At 65.1% G+C, this 18,368-nt stretch carries 15 protein-coding genes and 1 pseudogene; 10 read left to right on the top strand and 6 right to left on the bottom strand.

The genetic code is table 11. The features are described 5' to 3' along the window. Positions 1 to 5 precede the first annotated feature (5 nt). Positions 6 to 878 carry an LLM class F420-dependent oxidoreductase gene (locus MJO58_RS07510; RefSeq protein WP_090600966.1) on the bottom strand — a complete coding sequence of 291 codons (873 nt, stop codon included), beginning with the start codon at positions 876 to 878 and terminating at the stop codon, positions 6 to 8. 201 nt (positions 879 to 1,079) lie between these two features. On the opposite strand from MJO58_RS07510, the gene MJO58_RS07505 reads away from it, so the two are divergent. Together MJO58_RS07505 and MJO58_RS07500 are read left to right on the top strand one after the other, a co-directional pair. Beyond that, positions 1,080 to 1,637 carry a hemerythrin domain-containing protein gene (locus MJO58_RS07505; protein WP_434086360.1) on the top strand — a complete coding sequence of 186 codons (558 nt, stop codon included), beginning with the start codon at positions 1,080 to 1,082 and terminating at the stop codon, positions 1,635 to 1,637. 24 nt (positions 1,638 to 1,661) lie between these two features. Then, positions 1,662 to 3,125: a protein adenylyltransferase SelO gene (locus MJO58_RS07500; RefSeq protein ID WP_239722472.1), complete on the top strand. Its 1,464-nt coding sequence runs from the start codon at positions 1,662 to 1,664 to the stop codon at positions 3,123 to 3,125. A gap of 2 nt (positions 3,126 to 3,127) precedes the next feature. On the opposite strand, the gene MJO58_RS07495 is transcribed toward MJO58_RS07500, so the two are convergent. Next, complete coding sequence (locus tag MJO58_RS07495) at positions 3,128 to 3,955, bottom strand: LLM class F420-dependent oxidoreductase (RefSeq protein WP_239722471.1); 828 nt, start codon at positions 3,953 to 3,955, stop codon at positions 3,128 to 3,130. A gap of 104 nt (positions 3,956 to 4,059) precedes the next feature. Between MJO58_RS07495 and MJO58_RS07490 the strand changes: the two genes are divergently transcribed. After that, positions 4,060 to 5,583: a flavin-containing monooxygenase gene (locus MJO58_RS07490; RefSeq protein WP_239722466.1), complete on the top strand. Its 1,524-nt coding sequence runs from the start codon at positions 4,060 to 4,062 to the stop codon at positions 5,581 to 5,583. Here MJO58_RS07490 and MJO58_RS07485 read toward each other — a convergent pair. Both MJO58_RS07485 and MJO58_RS07480 read right to left on the bottom strand, forming a co-directional pair. Then, entirely contained in the window at positions 5,555 to 5,950 is a 396-nt protein-coding gene (locus tag MJO58_RS07485) for a DUF4267 domain-containing protein (protein ID WP_239722464.1), read from the bottom strand. The two genes, MJO58_RS07490 and MJO58_RS07485, sit on opposite strands and share 29 nt — an antisense overlap. 20 nt (positions 5,951 to 5,970) lie before the next feature. Next, positions 5,971 to 8,253, bottom strand: a complete 2,283-nt coding sequence (locus MJO58_RS07480) for an SDR family oxidoreductase (protein WP_239722462.1) — start codon at positions 8,251 to 8,253, stop codon at positions 5,971 to 5,973. A 374-nt stretch (positions 8,254 to 8,627) separates the two neighbouring features. Here MJO58_RS07480 and MJO58_RS07475 point away from each other — a divergent pair, with 374 nt between their 5' ends. After that, on the top strand, positions 8,628 to 11,513 hold the full coding sequence (locus MJO58_RS07475) for an MMPL/RND family transporter (RefSeq protein ID WP_239722460.1): 2,886 nt from the start codon (positions 8,628 to 8,630) through the stop codon (positions 11,511 to 11,513). A 39-nt stretch (positions 11,514 to 11,552) separates the two neighbouring features. Beyond that, positions 11,553 to 12,179 carry a DUF732 domain-containing protein gene (locus MJO58_RS07470; protein ID WP_239722459.1) on the top strand — a complete coding sequence of 209 codons (627 nt, stop codon included), beginning with the start codon at positions 11,553 to 11,555 and terminating at the stop codon, positions 12,177 to 12,179. Between the two features lie 122 nt (positions 12,180 to 12,301). Here the strand turns inward: MJO58_RS07470 and MJO58_RS07465 are convergent. Then, positions 12,302 to 12,401, bottom strand: a pseudogene (locus MJO58_RS07465) (PAQR family membrane homeostasis protein TrhA); the annotation flags it as partial. Between the two features lie 116 nt (positions 12,402 to 12,517). Between MJO58_RS07465 and MJO58_RS07460 the strand changes: the two are divergent. Further along, complete coding sequence (locus MJO58_RS07460; RefSeq protein ID WP_420845410.1) at positions 12,518 to 13,825, top strand: cytochrome P450; 1,308 nt, start codon at positions 12,518 to 12,520, stop codon at positions 13,823 to 13,825. Here MJO58_RS07460 and MJO58_RS07455 read toward each other — a convergent pair. Further along, complete coding sequence (locus MJO58_RS07455) at positions 13,817 to 14,149, bottom strand: DUF732 domain-containing protein (RefSeq protein ID WP_090600957.1); 333 nt, start codon at positions 14,147 to 14,149, stop codon at positions 13,817 to 13,819. The two genes, MJO58_RS07460 and MJO58_RS07455, sit on opposite strands and share 9 nt — an antisense overlap. A 208-nt stretch (positions 14,150 to 14,357) precedes the next feature. Here MJO58_RS07455 and MJO58_RS07450 point away from each other — a divergent pair, with 208 nt between their 5' ends. Genes MJO58_RS07450 through MJO58_RS07435 form a run of 4 tightly spaced genes read left to right on the top strand, consistent with a single transcriptional unit; the run spans position 14,358 to position 18,364 of the window. Continuing rightward, entirely contained in the window at positions 14,358 to 15,107 is a 750-nt protein-coding gene (locus MJO58_RS07450; protein WP_239722457.1) for a CDP-alcohol phosphatidyltransferase family protein, read from the top strand. Further along, the gene (locus tag MJO58_RS07445) at positions 15,104 to 15,730 is read left to right on the top strand and encodes a lysophospholipid acyltransferase family protein (protein ID WP_239722455.1); all 627 of its coding nucleotides are present in this window, start codon (positions 15,104 to 15,106) and stop codon (positions 15,728 to 15,730) included. Before MJO58_RS07450 ends, MJO58_RS07445 begins: the two co-directional genes overlap by 4 nt. 1 nt (position 15,731) lies before the next feature. Further along, positions 15,732 to 16,640, top strand: a complete 909-nt coding sequence (locus MJO58_RS07440) for a phosphatidate cytidylyltransferase (protein ID WP_239722454.1) — start codon at positions 15,732 to 15,734, stop codon at positions 16,638 to 16,640. 8 nt (positions 16,641 to 16,648) lie between these two features. Continuing rightward, positions 16,649 to 18,364: an ABC transporter ATP-binding protein/permease gene (locus MJO58_RS07435; protein ID WP_239722453.1), complete on the top strand. Its 1,716-nt coding sequence runs from the start codon at positions 16,649 to 16,651 to the stop codon at positions 18,362 to 18,364. The last annotated feature ends 4 nt before the right edge of the window (positions 18,365 to 18,368 follow it).

The raw sequence follows: 18,368 nt of genomic DNA, 5'->3' as shown, positions 1-18,368 counted from the left end.
CAGGTCTAGCTGCGATTGTTGATCCACCGATCGGCAAGCGCGGCAACCCAGCCGGCGACCGCGTCTGCGCGCTCGGGCGGGGTTGCCACCAGCACCAGTTCGTCGACGCCTAATTCAGCTAGCGCGTCGACGTCGTTCTCGCACGGACTGCGCAGCGCCACCGCCAGCCGCAGTTCGGCACGGTCGCGACCTGCCTCGGCACACCATCGATTCAGCTTGTCGACGCACTCACGCACCGCCGCCACGTCGTCGAGGTTGAACCCGTACCAGCCGTCGCCCCAGCTCGCGATCCGTCGTAGTGCGGGGTCGCTGTTGCCCCCCAACACAATCGGGATACTGCGATCACGAACCGGTTTGGGATTCACCCGGATCGAGTCGAAGCCGACGAAGTTCCCGTCGAACGTAGACACGTCGTCGCGCCACAACGCGCGCATCGCGGCAACGTATTCAGCCGTGCGGGCCGCTCGATTCTCGAAAGGCACTCCAAGAGCGGCGAATTCATCTTTGGACCACCCGATCCCCACACCGAGGGTCAGCCGCCCACCGCTCAGCCGATCCAGGCTCGCGGCCTGCTTGGCCACTACCACCGGATTATGCTCGGGCAGCAGTAAGACGCCTGTCGCGATCGTGATCCGCGAAGACGCCGCCGCGGCGAACGCCAGGGCGATCATCGGGTCAAGCCAATCCGCTTGTGCCGGAACGGCAATGACACCGTCGTCGGAGTATGGGTAGGGCGAGGCGGATCGGTCCACCATCACGACGTGCTCGCCCGCCCAGAGCGTGGCGAAGCCGCATTCGTCCGCACACGAGGCGACGGCATCGATTACCGCCCGGTCTGCGCCGGCCCCGATCCCCAGTGCGTGCAATCCGAGCTGCATCGCACGATGGTCTCACGCCGAGTTTCGGCGGTCTCTGAGCAACTCCACCAAGACCTGCGCATGGCTACCGGCCAGAAAAGGTTGCTGATCAGCGCGCGGGCGTTTACGTAGGCCCAACCCGGGTACGCGTTAACAGATGGCGCCCAGCCCGACGGCCGAAAGTTTTCTATCGCCCTGATTCCGGAGGTACCCGTGACCGAGATGATCATCGAATCCCCCGACGAAGTGGTCGCATTTCTCAAAGCGCAACACAACCTGATCGAGGACATGTTCGACGAGGTGCTGTTCGCGTCCGACCCCCAAGCACGTGAGAAACCGTTCGCGGCCTTGCGTCAATTGCTGGCCGTTCATGAGACCGCCGAGGAAATGGTGGTACATCCTCGCGTCCGGCGCGAGGCCGATGCGGGCGACGCCGTCGTCGACGCCCGACTCGAAGAAGAGCACGAAGCCAAAGAGCTGCTGTCGCGAATCGAAAAGCTGGACATTACTTCGCAAGAGTTCATCGACGAACTCACCAAGCTGCGAGAGGCAGTTCTCGATCATGCGGCGAACGAGGAGAACAACGAATTCCCTTATCTGGAAATGGTTCTTGACGCAGATGATCTCAAGCGGATGACCACAGCGGTTAAGGCAGCCCAGGCGATCGCCCCGACGCACCCGCACCCCGGCGTGGAGTCGGCGAAGTTGAATTTCGCGATCGGACCATTCGCGTCGATGCTCGACCGCGCTCGCGATGCGCTCCGCCAAGTCATCGGCTAAGTCAATGCTCGTAGTGTGGACGACGTGAGTGTTGCATCGGAGATCCGCGTCCCCCTGCAAGACCGCTTCGCCCGCGAGCTGCCCGAGATGGGTGTCCGCTGGCAGTCCGAGACCATCCCGGACCCGCAGCTGCTCGTGCTCAACGAGCCGCTGGCCGCCGGGCTCGGCCTCGACGCGTCGTGGCTGGCCAGCCCCGACGGCCTGCGATTCCTCGTTGGCAACCTGCTGCCGCCTGGCGCGGTGCCGGTGGCACAGGCCTACGCCGGGCACCAATTCGGCGGCCTTCAGCCGCGGCTGGGCGACGGACGTGCGTTGCTGCTAGGTGAGCTGTCCGACGAGCTTGGGCGAATTCGCGACCTCCACCTCAAAGGCTCGGGCCCGACGCCGTTCGCCCGCGGCGGCGACGGCCTCGCGGCGGTGGGCCCCATGCTGCGCGAGTACGTGATCAGCGAAGCGATGCATGCGCTGGGCGTGCCGACGACGCGCTCCCTGGCCGTGGTCGCCACCGGGCGCCCGGTGCAGCGCGAGACACTGCTGCCGGGCGCCGTGCTCGTTCGCGTCGCCAGTAGTCACCTCCGCGTCGGCAGCTTCCAATACGCCGCTTTGACCCGCGACGCTGACTTGCTGCGCCGCCTCGCCGACCATGCGATCGCGCGCCACTACCCCGCGGCAGCCGACGCCGAACACCCTTATCGCGCGCTGTTCGAATCGGTGGTCGGTGTCCAGGCCTCCCTGGTCGCGCAATGGATGCTGATCGGATTCGTCCATGGGGTGATGAACACCGACAACACCACGATCTCCGGCGAGACGATCGACTATGGCCCGTGCGCGTTCATGGAAGCCTACGACCCCGACACTGTCTTCAGTTCGATCGACCACTGGGGCCGCTACGCGTACGGCAATCAGGCCGCCATTGTCGGGTGGAATCTGGCCCGGTTCGCCGAGGCCCTGCTTCCCTTACTTGCCGACGACGTCGACGAGGGAATCGCGTTCGCCGAGCAGGCATTCGGGGCATTTCAAACCGAATACGACGCCACCTGGTCGTCCGGCATGCGCACCAAACTCGGCTTGCCCGCCGACGTCGACGCCGCGACCCTCGCGTCATTGGTCGCCGAGTTGCTGCGCCTGCTCAGGCAAAGCCGAGTCGACTACACCTCCTTCTTCCGCCAGCTGGGCCGAGCAGCCCGAGGGGATGCCGAACCCGCACGCGGCCTCTTCATCGACCTCGCCGGCTTCGACGCATGGATGTCGCGCTGGCACCGGTTGGGCCCGGACGCCGAATCGATGGATCGCGCCAACCCGGTCTATATTCCGCGTAACCATCTGGTCGAGGAAGCCCTGACTGCCGCGACGGCGGGCGATCTCGGCCCGGTGCGCCAGCTGCTGGACGCCGTCGCCGCCCCGTACGACGAACGGCCGGGCCTCGAGCGCTATACCAGTCCGGCCCCCGAGGACTTCGGCAACTACCAAACCTTCTGCGGTACTTAGCTTTACGCTAGCTTGGCGATCTCGGCCCGCAGCCCATCCAACAGCCGAAGCGTCTCGTCTCGCGGCGCGGTGGGCAGGTCCAGCAAGATGTGCTCCAATCCGAGATCGCGGCAGCCGGCTAACTCTTTCGCGGTGGGCTCACCGCCGTGGAAGTGGACGATCGGTACGTCCTGGCCCGCCACCTCACGCAACTGGTCGAGCTGGGGCGCGAGCTCCTTAGCGGACGGCGTCATCGAGAGCCAGCCCGCATTGAGCCGGGCCATCCGCTTGAAGCCCGCCGGTCCCCCGCCCAGGTATAGCGGCGGATACGGTTGCTGAATCGGCTTGGGCCAGCTGTAGATCGGGTCGAAGTCGACGAATTTTCCATGGTATTCCGCTTTCTCCTGCGTCCAGATTTGGATCATTGCGTCCAGTCGTTCGTCGACGACGCGGCCGCGCACGGAGGGGTCGACGCCGTGGTTCGCAATCTCTTCGCGCAGCCAGCCCACACCGACGCCGAAGCGGACGCGCCCCTGCGACACCAGATCAAGCGATGCGACTTCTTTGGCCGTGTGAATCGGATCGCGTTGCACCACCAGCGCGATTCCGGTGCCCAACAGCAGATTCCGGGTCGCGACTGCCGCTGCCGTCAGCGCCACAAACGGATCCAGCGTGCGGTAATACTTTCGCGGAATCGGGCCACCGCTCGGGTACGGGGTTTGCGGGTCGACCGGGATGTGCGAGTGCTCGGCCAAATACAGCGACTCAAAGCCCCGCTCCTCGAGTGCGCCGGCCAGCTCGACGGGGCCGATTCCCTCGTCGGTCACAAAAGTCAGGACACCGAACCCCACGTCTTGCTCCCTTCCCGACTGACCGTTACTAGTCAACCGCATGGACGCTCGCATGTCATCGGATCAGATCCCGGGTGGGCCGCACTCGTGCGACAGTTTCTCCGATGACGGAAAACGTTGCGGTGATCGGCGCCGGACCGAGCGGACTGGTCGCCGCGCGTTGGCTGGCGCAGCAGGGATTTGAGCCGACCATCTTCGAGCAAGGCCCAATGCTGGGCGGGCAATGGACGGCCCTCGATGGCCGTAGTGGTGTGTGGCCGAGCATGCACACCAACAGCAGCCGCACCGTCACGGCCTTCAGCGACCTCGATCACACGACCGACCACGTCTACCTGTCCAACCGCGAGGTTCTCGACTACCTGCACCGCTACGCCCACACGTTCGGGCTCACGCCGCGCATCCGGCTAAGCACCCGGGTCGAACTGGTCAGGAGGAACGGAGTCGGCTGGATCGTGACCCACGCTGGCACCGACGAAAGTTTTGACCGAATTGTGGTAGCCAGCGGACGATTTCATGCCCCCGCCATCCCCGCCGTGCCGGGACTCGAGACCTTCTCCGGCTCGGCGGGAGCCATCTCCACTTATCACTACCGGGGCGGATTGACGTATCGCGGCAAGCGAGTTCTGGTCGCGGGTTGCGCGATCAGTGCCCTGGAAATCGCCTCAGAAGTCGCTGAATTGGGCGCGGCACGCGTCGTCGTAACTCAGCGGCGGCAACGTTACATCGCGCCGAAGTTCGCTGCCGGAGTCCCGTCCGACAACAGGCTCTATACCCGGTACGGCGCCCTGGCAACCGAGGCTCTCACCCCGGCCGACGTCGACCAATTCCTCAAGCAGATCGTCGTCGGCGCCGCGGGCAGCCCGGATCAGTACGGCGCGCCCGCGCCCGATCCCTCGTTGTCCGTGGCCGGTGTGACGCTGAGTCAGCACTACCTGCCTCTCGTGGCGGAGGGCCGAATCTCCGTGCGCCCGTGGATGAAATCTGTCGCTGGCCCAACCGTCACCTTCGTCGACGAGCGTGCCGAGGACTTCGACGGAATCGTGTTCGGCACCGGCTACCGACTGTGTCTGCCGTTCCTCAGTGACGACATCCGGGCGATCCTCGACCTGGACGCGGTGCACATGGATGCCGACCGCTACACCTTTCATCCCGACCTTCCCGGCCTGGCGTTCATGGGTCTGTGGGACCAGTCAGGCGGATACTTCGTGCCGCTGGAACTTCAGGCCAGGTGGATCGCGTATACATGGGGCGGCGCGGTCCCGCCAATCAGCGCCGGCGACCAACGGTCAGCGATCGATGCGTATCGCGCCAATCGAGGAACGCCGCAGAAAACCCGGATGGACCTCGCGGCGATGACCTTCGCCCGAGCCGCCGGGGTCGAGCCCGACCTGAATAACTGGCCGCAGCTGCGCCGCGCGCTGCTGTTCGGTCCGCTGGCGCCGAGCTGTTTCCGTCTAGAGGGCCCCGACGCCTTGCCCGACGCGGCCGAGCGGTTCACCCGCGATGCCGCCTGTTTCGGTGCGATCACATCAAACGACATGACCGAGCGCGAACGGGACAGTTGGTCGCGGGTTCGAGCCGCCAACGCAATGCCGGGGCTCAGCCCGCCGGATCCTCCACCGATTTAGGCCCGGGCCGCGCCGCGCCCCACAACCCGACGCCGATTCCGACGACGGCGCCGCCGAGGCCGATCAGCTGCTGTGAGCGCTTGAGCTCGTTGTGGACACTGAGCCCGCCCAGCAGATCCGCCGCGTCGGCGCCCCCGGATGCCAGGAACCAGCCGCGAGTGTTCTTGCCGCGCAACGCCGCCGACAACAGCAGTCCGCCGATCAAAGCGTCGCGGTAACCCATCGATCGCAGCAGCAGTCGCGCCGCCGGGGGCGGCTCCCCGGGGTCGCCCCAGAGCTTGTTCGCACCGAGGGGATCGACGAGAAAATGAACGCCTGAGGCGAGTCGGATACTGCCCGCGACGAGCGCGGCACGATCGATCGGCATGGCCGCAGCCTATCCCTGTCTCAGCGGGCCGCGATAACCCCGTCCGCTCCGGCACCAACGGCGTGCTTGGCAAGGCAGGCCGCGCCGGGAGCACAGCTTTCGATGACTGCCTGCAGCTCGTCGGCGGACAACCGAGCAGAGGCGCCGGTGAACTTCGGGTCGATAACGCCGGTGCCGAGCTCCAGCCACTTCGGATCCGCCTCGACCTCGAGGAAACTCGCCAACCGCACCAGCGACGAGCGGGTGTCAGCGACCAGGTCCGCGTAAGACAACGGGAGGTAGCGGTCTGCGGGCAGGCCGGCGAGCTCGGATTCACCGGTGACGATCAGCTCGCTCCACATCCGGCCGAAGCGGGTGATGGGCAGGTTCTGGCCCATCAAGGTGTCAACCTCGCAGGTGTCACCGACCAGGGACGCGAGCTCGATCGGTATCGCCGTCGGATCCAGCCGCAGGCCGGGGTGTCGACGCTCCGGGTCGAGATCGAGCAGCTCCAGCGCATCTTGAATCAGCGCCATCAAGCGAAATCCGGTGTGCTCACTCATCGAGACCGCCGTATCCGGACCGTTGCGGTACAGGTGCACGAACTTCGCGTCCGGGAACGTCTCGCGCAGCCACGGGACACTACTCAACGACATGGCCGAGCGCTCCACTACGACGGTCCCGCCGAAATGCCTTGCAAGCCAAGCGAATAGCCGATCATAATGCAGTCGCGGCGTCTGCTCCGGCCACGTCGGAACCTCCGCGGCAAGGGCATCGAACACTCCGTCGGGGTCCGACGACAGATGCGGCAGGGTCATCATCGAAATCGCGGGGATCCCGGTTGTGCTCGCGTCGAAACGGGTTCCCCGCAATCGCGGATAGATGAATTCCGGCATGGCCGAACCACCCCGGACCATCGAGTCGAAGATCGGGTGGGGTTCGGCGAGCATCCGCCAGAATTGCTCGCCCGACAGCTCCTGGTCGGCCGCCGACGACGTGCGCACCGATAGGTAGAACTCGTTGAGGCTGAGCACATCTGGGTGAGCGGTGAGGATTCTCGACAGCGCGGTCGATCCGCTTCGTCCCACCGTGACGATGAATATCAGCCCTCGCACCGGGCGAGGCGCGTCAGCGCTACGGGCACTGACATCGAATGGACCCTCGACCGAGACCAATGGTGCGACCGTCGACGCCGACTCCCGAGGTTCGTGCTTCTCGGGTTTGAACGTGAGGTAGCGCTTGTACCGTCCCACGCTGCCCAGCAGATAGTCGAAGTCGACGATGGTGCGGCGATGCGGCTCGCCAATGACCGCTCGCGTACCGCTCGTGTCGTACGTCCGGCTGTGCGCAAGGTAGGGAAAGAATCCGCTGGCCCACCGCAACCGCCGTTCCAGCAGATTCGGGTCCTCGATCGGACCCTCGACCAGCGTGAGGGGAATCGGTGAGAGCGCATTGAACAGGTCCACCAACGTCTGCACCGCAACGTCCTGGTGGTGGACGACGTGGTAGGTATTCAGGCCTTCGGGAGCCAGCCGCATCAGCCGGACCATCTCGTCGGCGGCCTCGTCGGCTGGCATGTAGTTCAGATGACCGTTGGGGTCGCCGCTGAGCCTGATCGACATTTTGGTGCGCATCGGCCGCCCGGAGACCGAGAACAGGCGCATGCCGCTGTCCGCCGACGTCGACAGAAAGGAGAGCGGATGCAGCGGGAAGTCCGGATGTGGTGGGCGATCGACGATCAGGGCGCTCGGCCGCAGCACCACTACCCGGCGTCCGGTGCGGTGCGCCCAGTCCCGCACCAGCGATTCGGACTCGAATTTGGACTGCTCGTAGTTGTTCTCGAAGCCGTGGTCGCCGCTTAGCTCGGTCTCGTAGATCAGACCCGAGCGCCGCTTCCCGGCGACAAACGCGGTCGATACGTGGAACAGGTCCGGCTCCCGCGCCCCGGCCTCGGCGAGTTCGAGGATCCGGGTGGTTCCACCGACGTTGGTCAGGCGAAGGTCAGCAAGGTCGGCGTCCAGCTCGATGCTGCCGGCGCAGTGCAAGATCGCATCAGCACGGTCGGCAAGTTCCTGGAATCGGTCATCGGATAACCCCAGTTGGGGCGCGGTGAGGTCCACCGGCACGACGGTGAGCCGGTCGCGCAGCTCCTCCTCCGTCCACAGCCGCCCGTCGATGACCGCCAGCGGCAGGGCCTTGCTGATGCGCGTGATGGGATCCGACTGCGGCCGGGTCAGCAGGGTGAACGTTTCGTCCCCGCGGAGGAGTTCACCCAGGATGTGAATCCCGAGAAAACCGGTCGCGCCCGTGATCGCCCAATGCATTGACACCCGTCCTCGCGCGAAATTCCGCGCTGAAACTGCCCGATTAACCCCCTCGCGAACTTACTTGCCCATCAGGGGCACCGCCATCTGATGCGCGAAATCGAACCCGTTACCGCAGCTCATCGCCCCGGCGAGCGCCCGGGTCGGTGGGCCGCTACCGTCACCTGTAATAGGTTTCCTGTCGCCACCGATGCATCAGTGAGAGACTTTGGAAGCCTTGCCTGGAAGTCACCTGCTCTCGCGGCGGGTCGATCGCATCACCAGAGGAGACGAGCAATAGTGACAGCAGCTGCTGGCGCACCGGGGTGGACGGGGTGGTCATGGGGGACCACGCCTGATGTGAACGCCGACAACTTCTGCTGCCCGAGGGCCGCATGAGCGATCCACGCGTGGCCGGCGAACGCCGCACGCCCTTCGTCGCACGGACGATCCATGTGTTGTCTGTGCCCATCGTCTTGGCGTGGCTGGCCCTGACCGTCATCGTGACGATGGCCGTCCCCTCGCTCGAGAAGGTGGAGCAACAGCGGGCGGTGTCGCTGAGCCCCAGAGATGCGCCGTCAATCCAGGCCATGCAGCGCCTGGGCCAGGACTTCAAGGAGTCCAATTCCGACGCCTTGGCGATGATCGTCCTGGAGAGTCAGCAGCCACTGCGCGACGATGCTCACCATTACTACAACCAGTTGCTCAAGCAATTGGAAAGCGAACCGGAGCATATTCAGCATATTCAGGACCTGTGGGGAAATCCGGTCACGGCCAGCGGTGCGCAAAGTGAGGACGGTAAGGCCGCGTACGTACAGCTCAAGCTGGCCGGTAACCAGGGCACCAGCCTGGCGAACGAATCAGCGGACGCCGTCCGCGACCTCGTCAACCGGGTTCCTCCACCGCCCGGGGTCAAGGTTTACGTCACCGGCCCGGCACCGCTCATTTCGGACCTGAATCACAGTGGTCAGAAGACAATCCTCAAGGTCACCCTGGTGAGCCTGGCGGTGATCTTCCTGATGCTGCTGATGGTCTATCGGTCGCTCACCACCGTCATTCTGCTGTTGCTGATGGTCGGAATAGAACTGCAGGTGGCGCGCCAAATCGTCGCATTTTTTGGCAATATCGGCGCCATCAGCCTTTCCACTTTCGCCGTCAATCTGCTGATCACTCTCGCACTGGCCGCCGGAACCGACTACGGCATATTCTTCGTCGGCCGGTATCAAGAGGCCCGCCAGGCCGGTGACGATGTGGAAGCGGCCTTCTACACGACCTACCGCAGCACGGCGAAGGTTGTCTTGGCTTCCGGTTTGACGATCGCCGGCTCGGTTTTCTGCCTCAGCTTCACCCGAATGCCGTACTTCCAAACGATCGGTATTCCCTGCGCGATAGGCATGCTCGTTGCGGTGGCGATCGCGCTCACGCTGGTTCCGGCGGTTCTCGCGATCGGTGGCCGATTCGGCCTGTTGGAGCCGCACCGAAGGATCTCTGACCGACGCTGGCGACGGATCGGCACGGCGGTCGTCCGCTGGCCGGGGCCCATTTTCGCCGCGGCGTGCGCGGTCACTCTCGTCGGATTGCTCGCCCTGCCCGGGTACACGACCAACTACCACGACCGGGTGTATCTGCCTGAAGACCTTCCGACCAACCAGGGTTACGCGGCCGCGAATCGACACTTCCCGCTCGGCCGGATGTTGCCCGAATTCGTATTGATCGAAGCCGATCACGATATGCGCAACCCGTCCGATTTTCTGATATTGGAGCGACTGGCCAAGGGTGTGCTCGCGGTTCCGGGCGTCTCCAGGGTGCAATCAGTCACCCGGCCCTCGGGAACCGCGATGGCCCATACGACGATTCCGTTCAGGTTCGGCGTCATGAACGCGAGCCAGCTGGTCAACATGGAATATCAAAAAGCTCGCATGAACGACATGCTCACGCAGGCCGATGAGCTGAACAAAACGATCGGGATCACGACCACGCTGTATCACCTGATTCTGCAGCTCAACGCCGTTACCCACGACCTGGCCGGCAAAACGCATGACGTTCAGACCATCACCGGCGAACTACGGGATCAGATATCGAACTTCGAGGATTTCCTGAGGCCGATCCGCAGCTACTTCTACTGGGAAAAACACTGCTATGACATTCCCGTGTGCTTCGCGATCAGGTCGCTTTTCGATTCGTTCGACGGTATCGACGAGATCAACGACAAGCTGGGCGAACTGGTGGTGAACATCGACAAGATCGATGTGCTGATGCCGAAACTGGCCGCCGAGCTTCCGATTCAGATCGAAACCATGAGAAGCATGCGCACCATGATGCTGACCATGCATTCGACCATGAGCGGGGTCATCGGCCAGGCGGACTCTCAGGGCAATATCTCGACCGAGATGGGCGAGGCTTTCGACGCGGCCAAAAACGACGACACGTTCTACCTCCCGCCGGAGGTTTTCGGGAACCCCACCTTCCAGCGCGTCATGGGACTGTTCATGTCACCGGATGGAAAAGCAGCACGCATGACCATTTCGGACCGGGGCGATCCCGCAACTCCCGAAGGCATCGCGCGCGTCCAAGCGATTAAGACCGCGGCCGAGGAGGCCCTGAAGTCGACCCCGCTGGAGAACACCAGCATTTACGTCGGCGGCGTCTCTGCGACGTACAAAGACCTGCATGACGGTTCTCGATACGACCTGATGATCGCCGGAATTGCTTCGCTCTGCCTGATTTTCGCGATCATGCTGATGATCACGCGGAGTTTCGTGGCTGCGATGGTGATCGTGGGTACCGTGGTGACTTCGCTGGGGGCGTCCATCGGATTGTCCGTGCTGCTCTGGCAGCACATTATCGGGCTCGGGTTGGAATGGCTCGTGTTGCCGATGTCGGTCATCATTCTGTTGGCGGTCGGGTCCGATTACAACCTGTTGCTCGTCTCGCGAATGAAAGAAGAAGTCGGCGCCGGTATCAACACCGGCATTATTCGGGCGATGGGCGGTACCGGAAAGGTCGTCACGGCCGCGGGCCTGGTATTCGCCGTCACGATGGCCTCCATGGTGGTCAGCGACCTGACGGTGATCGGCCAAATCGGGACCACGATCGGTTTGGGTCTACTGTTCGACACCCTGATCGTGCGCGCGTTCATGACGCCATCGATTGCCGCGCTGCTGCGACGCTGGTTCTGGTGGCCGTTGAAGGTGCGGCCGCGACCGGCCAGTTACCTGCTTCGGTCCGAGGGACCCCGCCCGATGGTGCGTGCACTGCTCGGCACGCGGGCGCCCGACTAACACCCCGACTCGTCGTTCGCGGCCCGTACCATGGCCGTCATGTCCGAGCCGGGACCAGCTACCGACAAGACTGCCGAGCTCAACGGTGGCGAGACGGTTGCGGCGCCTACTGCCGCGGAACCCGAGGCGTCCACTTCGGCGAACTCGGCCGGGCTGGCGTGGTCTCGCGACGATGACGACGCCGATGCCCCTAGCGACGCGGCGAATCCGCGTCAATCATGGAGTGCTACCTGGCGTATCGCCGCCGCCGTGCTCGCGGCCGGGCTGGTGGTCGCCGGTGCGATCGTCCTTGGGCGTGCGCTGCTGACCTCGCATCCCACGGCCGCAGCGCCCGCACCGACCGCCGCCCCGACATCCAAAGCGGCCCCGGCTCCGGGAACGGCGCCGACCGCCGCGCCGTCGTCGATTGTCTCGACACCCGGTCAGGACAATAAGTACGTTCAGGACCTCAACGACCAGGGAATCTCCTTCGCCAATCCGGATGCCGCCATCTACAACGGCAAGATGGTGTGCGAGAACATCCGGCTGGGCATGACGGTGCAGCAGATCATCGCGGACTTCCGGTCGAGCAACCCCGCGCTCGGTAGCCATGCCGAAGCGTATGTGACCACCTCGGTCCACGCCTACTGCCCGCAGAACAGCAGCTTGGTGGGCAGCGGACCCTAACGACCTCCCGGGCCCAACGACATCTGCGCGCAAGCGCCCGTCATATCAGCACCAAAAAGGGTTGGGGTAGAGCACATCTGAAGCGCGATTTCGCATGCGCTACTAGCGCCTGTTAGAAGACGAAACCACATAGCGACGTACTGGCAGATCGGCGCGACCGCGGTGCACGCGTGGAAGATCCGCGTGATAGCCGAATGTCCTCGGCCACGGGTCGGGCCAGCGCTGCCGTACCGTGGGCAATGGTTATGTCGCGCCTATCAATTACCTGAACCGCGCGTGACCGGAACCCCGGTGATATGTTCCGGCCACGCCGTCGCCGCCGCACAAGGAGGATCGTTATCCGGACGAGCATCTGGATTCGCTGGATGGCGAGGTACGGTGCGCCGCGCGCGTTCTTGGCGGTGCAGGCCCGCCGCGGACAACCCTTGGCTCGGTTTCTGCTGGGCCGCGCCCGTGGAGACGAGATGTATCGCCTGGTCGAGGACATCAGGCAACAGGGCCGTCTGGTGCGCCGGCCCTTCGTGTGGGTGAGCGCCGACCACGAAATCTGCCGGACGGTGTTGCGCGATGACCGCTTCGGGGTCACAAACATCGTGAATGCGCCTCTGCCACAACCATTTCCGGCACTGCTGGAGCGCACTGATCCGGGGCTGCCCAATCCGGTGGAGCGCCCCGCGATGGTGATGTCCAATCCGCCGGAACACACTCGCTATCGGCGCTTGTTCGCGCAGAGCTTCACACCACGAGCCATCGACCGACTCGGCACGCGAGTCGAAGAGATCACGGCGGAACTGCTGGACGCGTTGGAGCGCAACCCGCGGCCCGACCTGGTGGCCGACTTCGCGACGGAACTGCCGGTCGCCGTGATCACCGAGATCCTGGGGTTACCAGCCGATGCGCGCCCGCAGGTGCGCGAATGGGGCTACGGCTTGGCCCCGCTTTTGGATTTCGGCACCAGCTGGACGACGTTTCGGCACGCCGTAGAGCGTCTGCAGGAGGTCGACAGCTACGCCGCCCAATTCATCCAGCGGGCACGTGACGGTGACTCGCGCGACGACCCGTTCGGCCGCGTGGCCGCCGGCGGCGAACTGACCCACCGTGAATTCGCCGCCAACGCCGCGCTTCTGGTCGGAGCCGGGTTCGAGACGACGGTGAACCTGATCGGCAACGGAATCGTCCTGTTGCTTCAGCATCCGCACCAGCTGGCCCTGTTGCGCGACGACCCGGGGCTCTGGCCGGCGGCGATCGAAGAGATCCTGCGATTCGAAAGCCCGGTCCAGATGCTGGTGCGCAGTGCACGCCGCGACGCTGAGATCGCCGGGACGCACATCCGCGCCGGCTCGATGTTCGTGTTGCTGATGGGCGGCGCCAACCGCGACCCACGGGTTTTCAGCCAGCCCGATCAGTTCGACATCACCAGACCCAATGCGCGAGACCACGTGGCATTCGGCTCAGGAATTCACGGCTGCCTCGGCGCGGCCTTGGCACGGATCGAGGGCGTGATCGCCCTGCGCACCCTATTCGAGCGATTCCCCAGCCTGAGCCTGCGCGAGCAGCCCGAACCACTCGAGCTGGTCACCTTGCACGGCTTCAGACGCCTACCCGTCGCTTTGCGGGGAGACGCGCAGGCCATCGATTTACGATGACGCCGGCGGCTGGGTAGTCAGTTCCCCTGCGTGTTGGGGGCAGTAGGCCTTCACCGCGATCGTGGTGAACTGGACGGGGCTGTCCCCCTTGAATGCGGGATTGCTCTCCTCCAGGTCCTTGATGACCTCGGCCTCGGGCATGCCTTCATCCATTAATTTGCATTCGCCCTTGCCAACCCCGATGGCGACGCTCGGCGTCTGGTAGGTGATGCCGGCGTTCTTCAGCTCGGTCAAAAAGTCCGTATCCGGCCCCGGATCGGCCTGTGCCGGTGCAGCAACGGCGATGACGGCAGCAAAACTGGCAAAAAAGATAACCCCTCGCATCGCTTCATCTTCCTACACGCCGGCGCCGCTGTCTCGTCGACCGTTGTTGGGATCGGTAGACGCTCCAGCTCGATCTACTCGTCGCAATCACGCCGCCGCTGAGGCGGCCAAATGCGCAGGAAACGGCACAACGCGAAGGGAGCCAGCCATCAGTACGAACGTCGCCACCCACACCCCACCCCCGTCGACGACGCGCCGGGGATCACGAATGTCTGGCCTCTACGCGCTCAAGCCATGGTTCACCAAGCGGTTGACACCCATCGTCGACGCCGCTGTGGCGCGGCGGGTCTCCCCGGACGTGTTCACCGCCGCCGGCGTCACCGCCGCTGCGGCAGCCGGCGTATCGGTCGCGTTCGGATGCTGGCCCCTCGCGGCGCTGTGCATGGTGCTGCGGCTGGCCGGAGCCAACCTCGACGGCGCCGTGGCCCGCGCCCGTGGCGTGAGCCGGCCGTGGGGATTCGTCATCAACGAGCTCGGCGACCGCACGGCAGATCTGCTCGCCTTCGCCGGCCTGACGGTATGGGCGGCACGTCAGCACGGCCCCGGACTGCACTGGCTGTCCTGGGTGGTGTTTCAGGTGCTTGTCGCCGCGCTTGCCGCGACGCTGCCGACATTCGCCTCGCTGGCCGCTGCGGCTGCGGGAGCAACTCGCCGCAACGGCGGCCCGCTGGGCAAAACGGAACGCTGCCTTTTCGTCGTGCTGGCCACGGCATTTCCGGCCATCATGCCTGTACTACTGGCGCAGCTCGTGAACGGTTCGCTCATCACCACGGTGCTGCGGCTTCGCGCGGCGCATCGCGAGCTAAAAGCCCAGCGGGGCAGCGAATCCCACCCGAGCGACCAGCTGTCCCAGCGTGTCGTTTTGGTCGAGCACTTCGACGCTGTCACGCAACCGATCAACACCATCACCCAGCCGCTGAACCTCATCACGCAACCCCTCACCGGAGTGGCGGCATGACCGGGAACCCGATGCCGAGCGTGCTGCGGCACTGGCTCTGGCGCGTCGTGTGCACCGCCTCGGGTGGACTGACAGTGAGCGGGCGCTGGAACACCACGGGTGGTTGCGTGGTCGTGGCAAACCACAGCTCGCATGCCGACACCGCGGTGCTGCTGGCGGCGCTTCCGCCGACGACCCGGCCGGTGTTCGGCGCGGCGGCCGACTACTGGTTCGACGTGCCCGTGCGGCGCTTCGTCGCGACATCACTCGCGGGGATCCTGCCGGTCCGGCGGTCTGGTGACGGCACCTATGCCGCGCTGCTCGCTGCGGCCGGCCCCGCGCTCAAGGCCGGACGCACCGTCGTCATCTACCCTGAGGGAACCCGCTCGACCGACGGCACCGTCGGCGAGTTCCGTTCCGGCGCAATACGATTGGCACGCGACTGCGATGTGCCTATCGTTCCCATCGCGATCACGGGGACCGCCGACGTGCTGCCCAAGGACGGCCGCTACTCCCCCGCCCCGATGCACGTCCATGTGGGTGCGCCGCTGGACCCGCACACCACGTCGGCCCCGCAACTGCGGGCGCACGTGCTGGCCTTGCACGAGGGCGCCGTTCCCGACCGCTACGCCCTCGCGTCCTGACATGGCGATCATCGAGAATTACCTGTCCTTCGTCCGCCGGGATCGGCGGATGCCGCTGGACGTAGACCTGGGTCCGCTGCACATCCACCTCTACTCCCGGGCCGTGTTTCTCCTGTGGGTCACGGTGGCGATACTGGCCCTGGCCGGCATCGTCGTCCTGATCTCCCGCAAGCGGGAGCTGATCCAGAAGTGGCGCACCTGGGCGCTGATCGCGCCCGCGGTCGGCGTCCCGGTGTGGATCGGCCACGGCACCACCGCCGCGTTGGCCGCGGCCCTGGCAGTGGTCGCGGTGACCGAATACGCGCGATTGGTAAGGCTGCGGCGACTGGATACCTACCTGCTCGTGGCGTTGGCGGTGCTGTACCCGATCGCGGCCTGGTGGCGCCCGGCGCTGTTGCAGCTCGCGCCGGTCGTCGTGTTGCTATGCGCGGTCCCGTCGGTGCTCGGCGGCGACGTCGATCACGGCGCTAAGCGCACGGCTTTCGCCGGTTTCGGATCGGTGTGGATCTGCTGGTCGTTGTCACACCTCGTGATGGTGTGGCCGGACGCGTATCTACTGTGCTTCGCCGTCGCGGCCACGGACGTCGCCGCCTGGTGTGGCGGAAAGGGGTTGCGCCGCATGGCTTGGGCGCGTCGTCCGTTGTCCCCACTAAGCCCCAACAAGACGGTTGGCGGGATGGTCGGAGCGATCATCGGGGCGTTCGTCGTGCTCTCGCTGCTAGGCACGATTTCGATCGGGCTGCTTGTCGCCGTATCCCTCGGTGGCCTTTTCGGCGACCTGCTGGAGTCGATGCTTAAGCGGCAGGCCCAGGTGAAGGATGCCGGCTGCTGGCTGCCCGGCTTCGGCGGCCTGCTCGATCGGATCGACTCGTTGCTGCTGGTACTCCCGCTGGCCTACCTACTCGGATAAGGAATCAGATGACCTGTTCTGTGGTGCCCACATTCGCCGTCCGCATCCCACCGGTCACCCGGGTCGGCGGCCTCGACGTACGCGACGTGAGCCTCATGCTCGAGCGCAATATCGTTGCGCTGGACAGAGTTTCGTTCACAGCACGGCCAGGTACGTTGACGGCGGTGATCGGCCCTTCGGGTGCGGGCAAGTCCACGCTCGCCAGAGTGATCACCGGAGCCGCACGTCCGAACAACGGCGCGGTGTCGTTGGACGGTCGTGACCTCCACGCAGCAGGCGCGTCGTTGCGCCACCGGATCGGGATGGTGCCACAAGACGACGTCGTGCACGGTCGGCTGACCGTCAGCCAGGCGCTGGAGTTCGCGGCGGAACTGCGGATGCCCGCCGGCGTGGCCGCCTGCGATCGCCGCCGAATGATCGCGTCGGTACTCGAGGAACTCGAGCTGACAGCTCACGTCGCGACCCGCATCGAAAACCTGTCGGGCGGGCAGCGCAAACGCGTCTCAATTGCCTTGGAGCTGTTGACACATCCCTCGCTCCTAGTGCTCGACGAACCCACCACAGGGCTGGATCCGGCGCTGGACCGCGCTGTCATGACGATGCTGCGCCGGCTCGCCGACGCGGGTCGCGTGATCGTGGTGGTGACGCATTCGTTGACGTTCCTCGATGTGTGCGACCAGGTTCTGCTGCTGGCGCCCGGCGGCAAGACCGCGTTCTGCGGTCACCCGAACGAGATCGGATCTGCGATCGGAACCAACGACTGGGCCGACATCTTCAACATCGTATGCGCCGATCCCGACGGCGTTCGACGCCGCTTCATGGAAGGCATCGGGTCGCGGGGGGAAATGACTGCGCTACAGCTCATTTACGCGCCGCCCGCAGAGCGGGTTGAAGCCGCGCGTGCTGGCCTGTGGCGTCAGTTATCAACGCTCGTGCGCCGGCAGGTCCGGCTCCTTGTCGCCAACCGCGGCTACTTCGCCTTCATCGCCGTACTACCGTTCATCGTCGGGCTGCTGCCACTGACCGTCGCCGGTCACGCCGGACTCGGCCACGCAGACGGCGCTGTGCCGCTGGAGGCCAAGCATGTCATTGCCTTGACGAGCTTCGCGGCAATCCTGATGGGCATCACGCTCACCGCGCGCGACCTCGTCGGTGAACGTCCGATCTTCCGTCGCGAACACGGCGCCGGATTATCATCCACCGCATACCTTTTGGCGAAGATCATGGTGTTCGGCGGGGTTGCGACGATGCAGTCGGCGATCCTGGTTCTGATTGTCACCGCACCAGGGATCGGCAAGCCAGGGCCGTCAGGTGCGTCAGCATTGGGCAGCCCGATGCTGGAGCTGTTCGTTGGCGTCGCCGCAACGTGCGTGGCGGCGATGGTCGCGGGACTTGCGATTTCGGCGTTCGCGCGTACCAGCGATCAGGTCATCGTGCTGTTGGCGATGACGCTGATGGCCCAACTGGTGCTCGCCGGCGGGTTCATACCGGTGACCGGCCGGCCGCTATTCGAGACCCTCGCCTGGTTCACGCCCGGGCGATGGGGCTTCGCGGCCGCCGCATCGACGGCGGACCTGACTCACCTGGTCGTCGGAATAGCCGACGATTCCCACTGGCACCGCGCCGCGTCGACATGGCTTTTCGACATGACCATGTTGGCAGTGCTGGCCGCGGCCTTCGCCGGCTTCGCGTGGTGGCGGATGCGACGCGAAGAGCGTGCCTGAGCGA

Source organism: Mycobacterium lentiflavum, assembly GCF_022374895.2.
GTDB classification, from domain to species: Bacteria; Actinomycetota; Actinomycetes; order Mycobacteriales; family Mycobacteriaceae; genus Mycobacterium; species Mycobacterium lentiflavum.
This window is presented reverse-complemented; position numbering and strand designations above follow the sequence as displayed.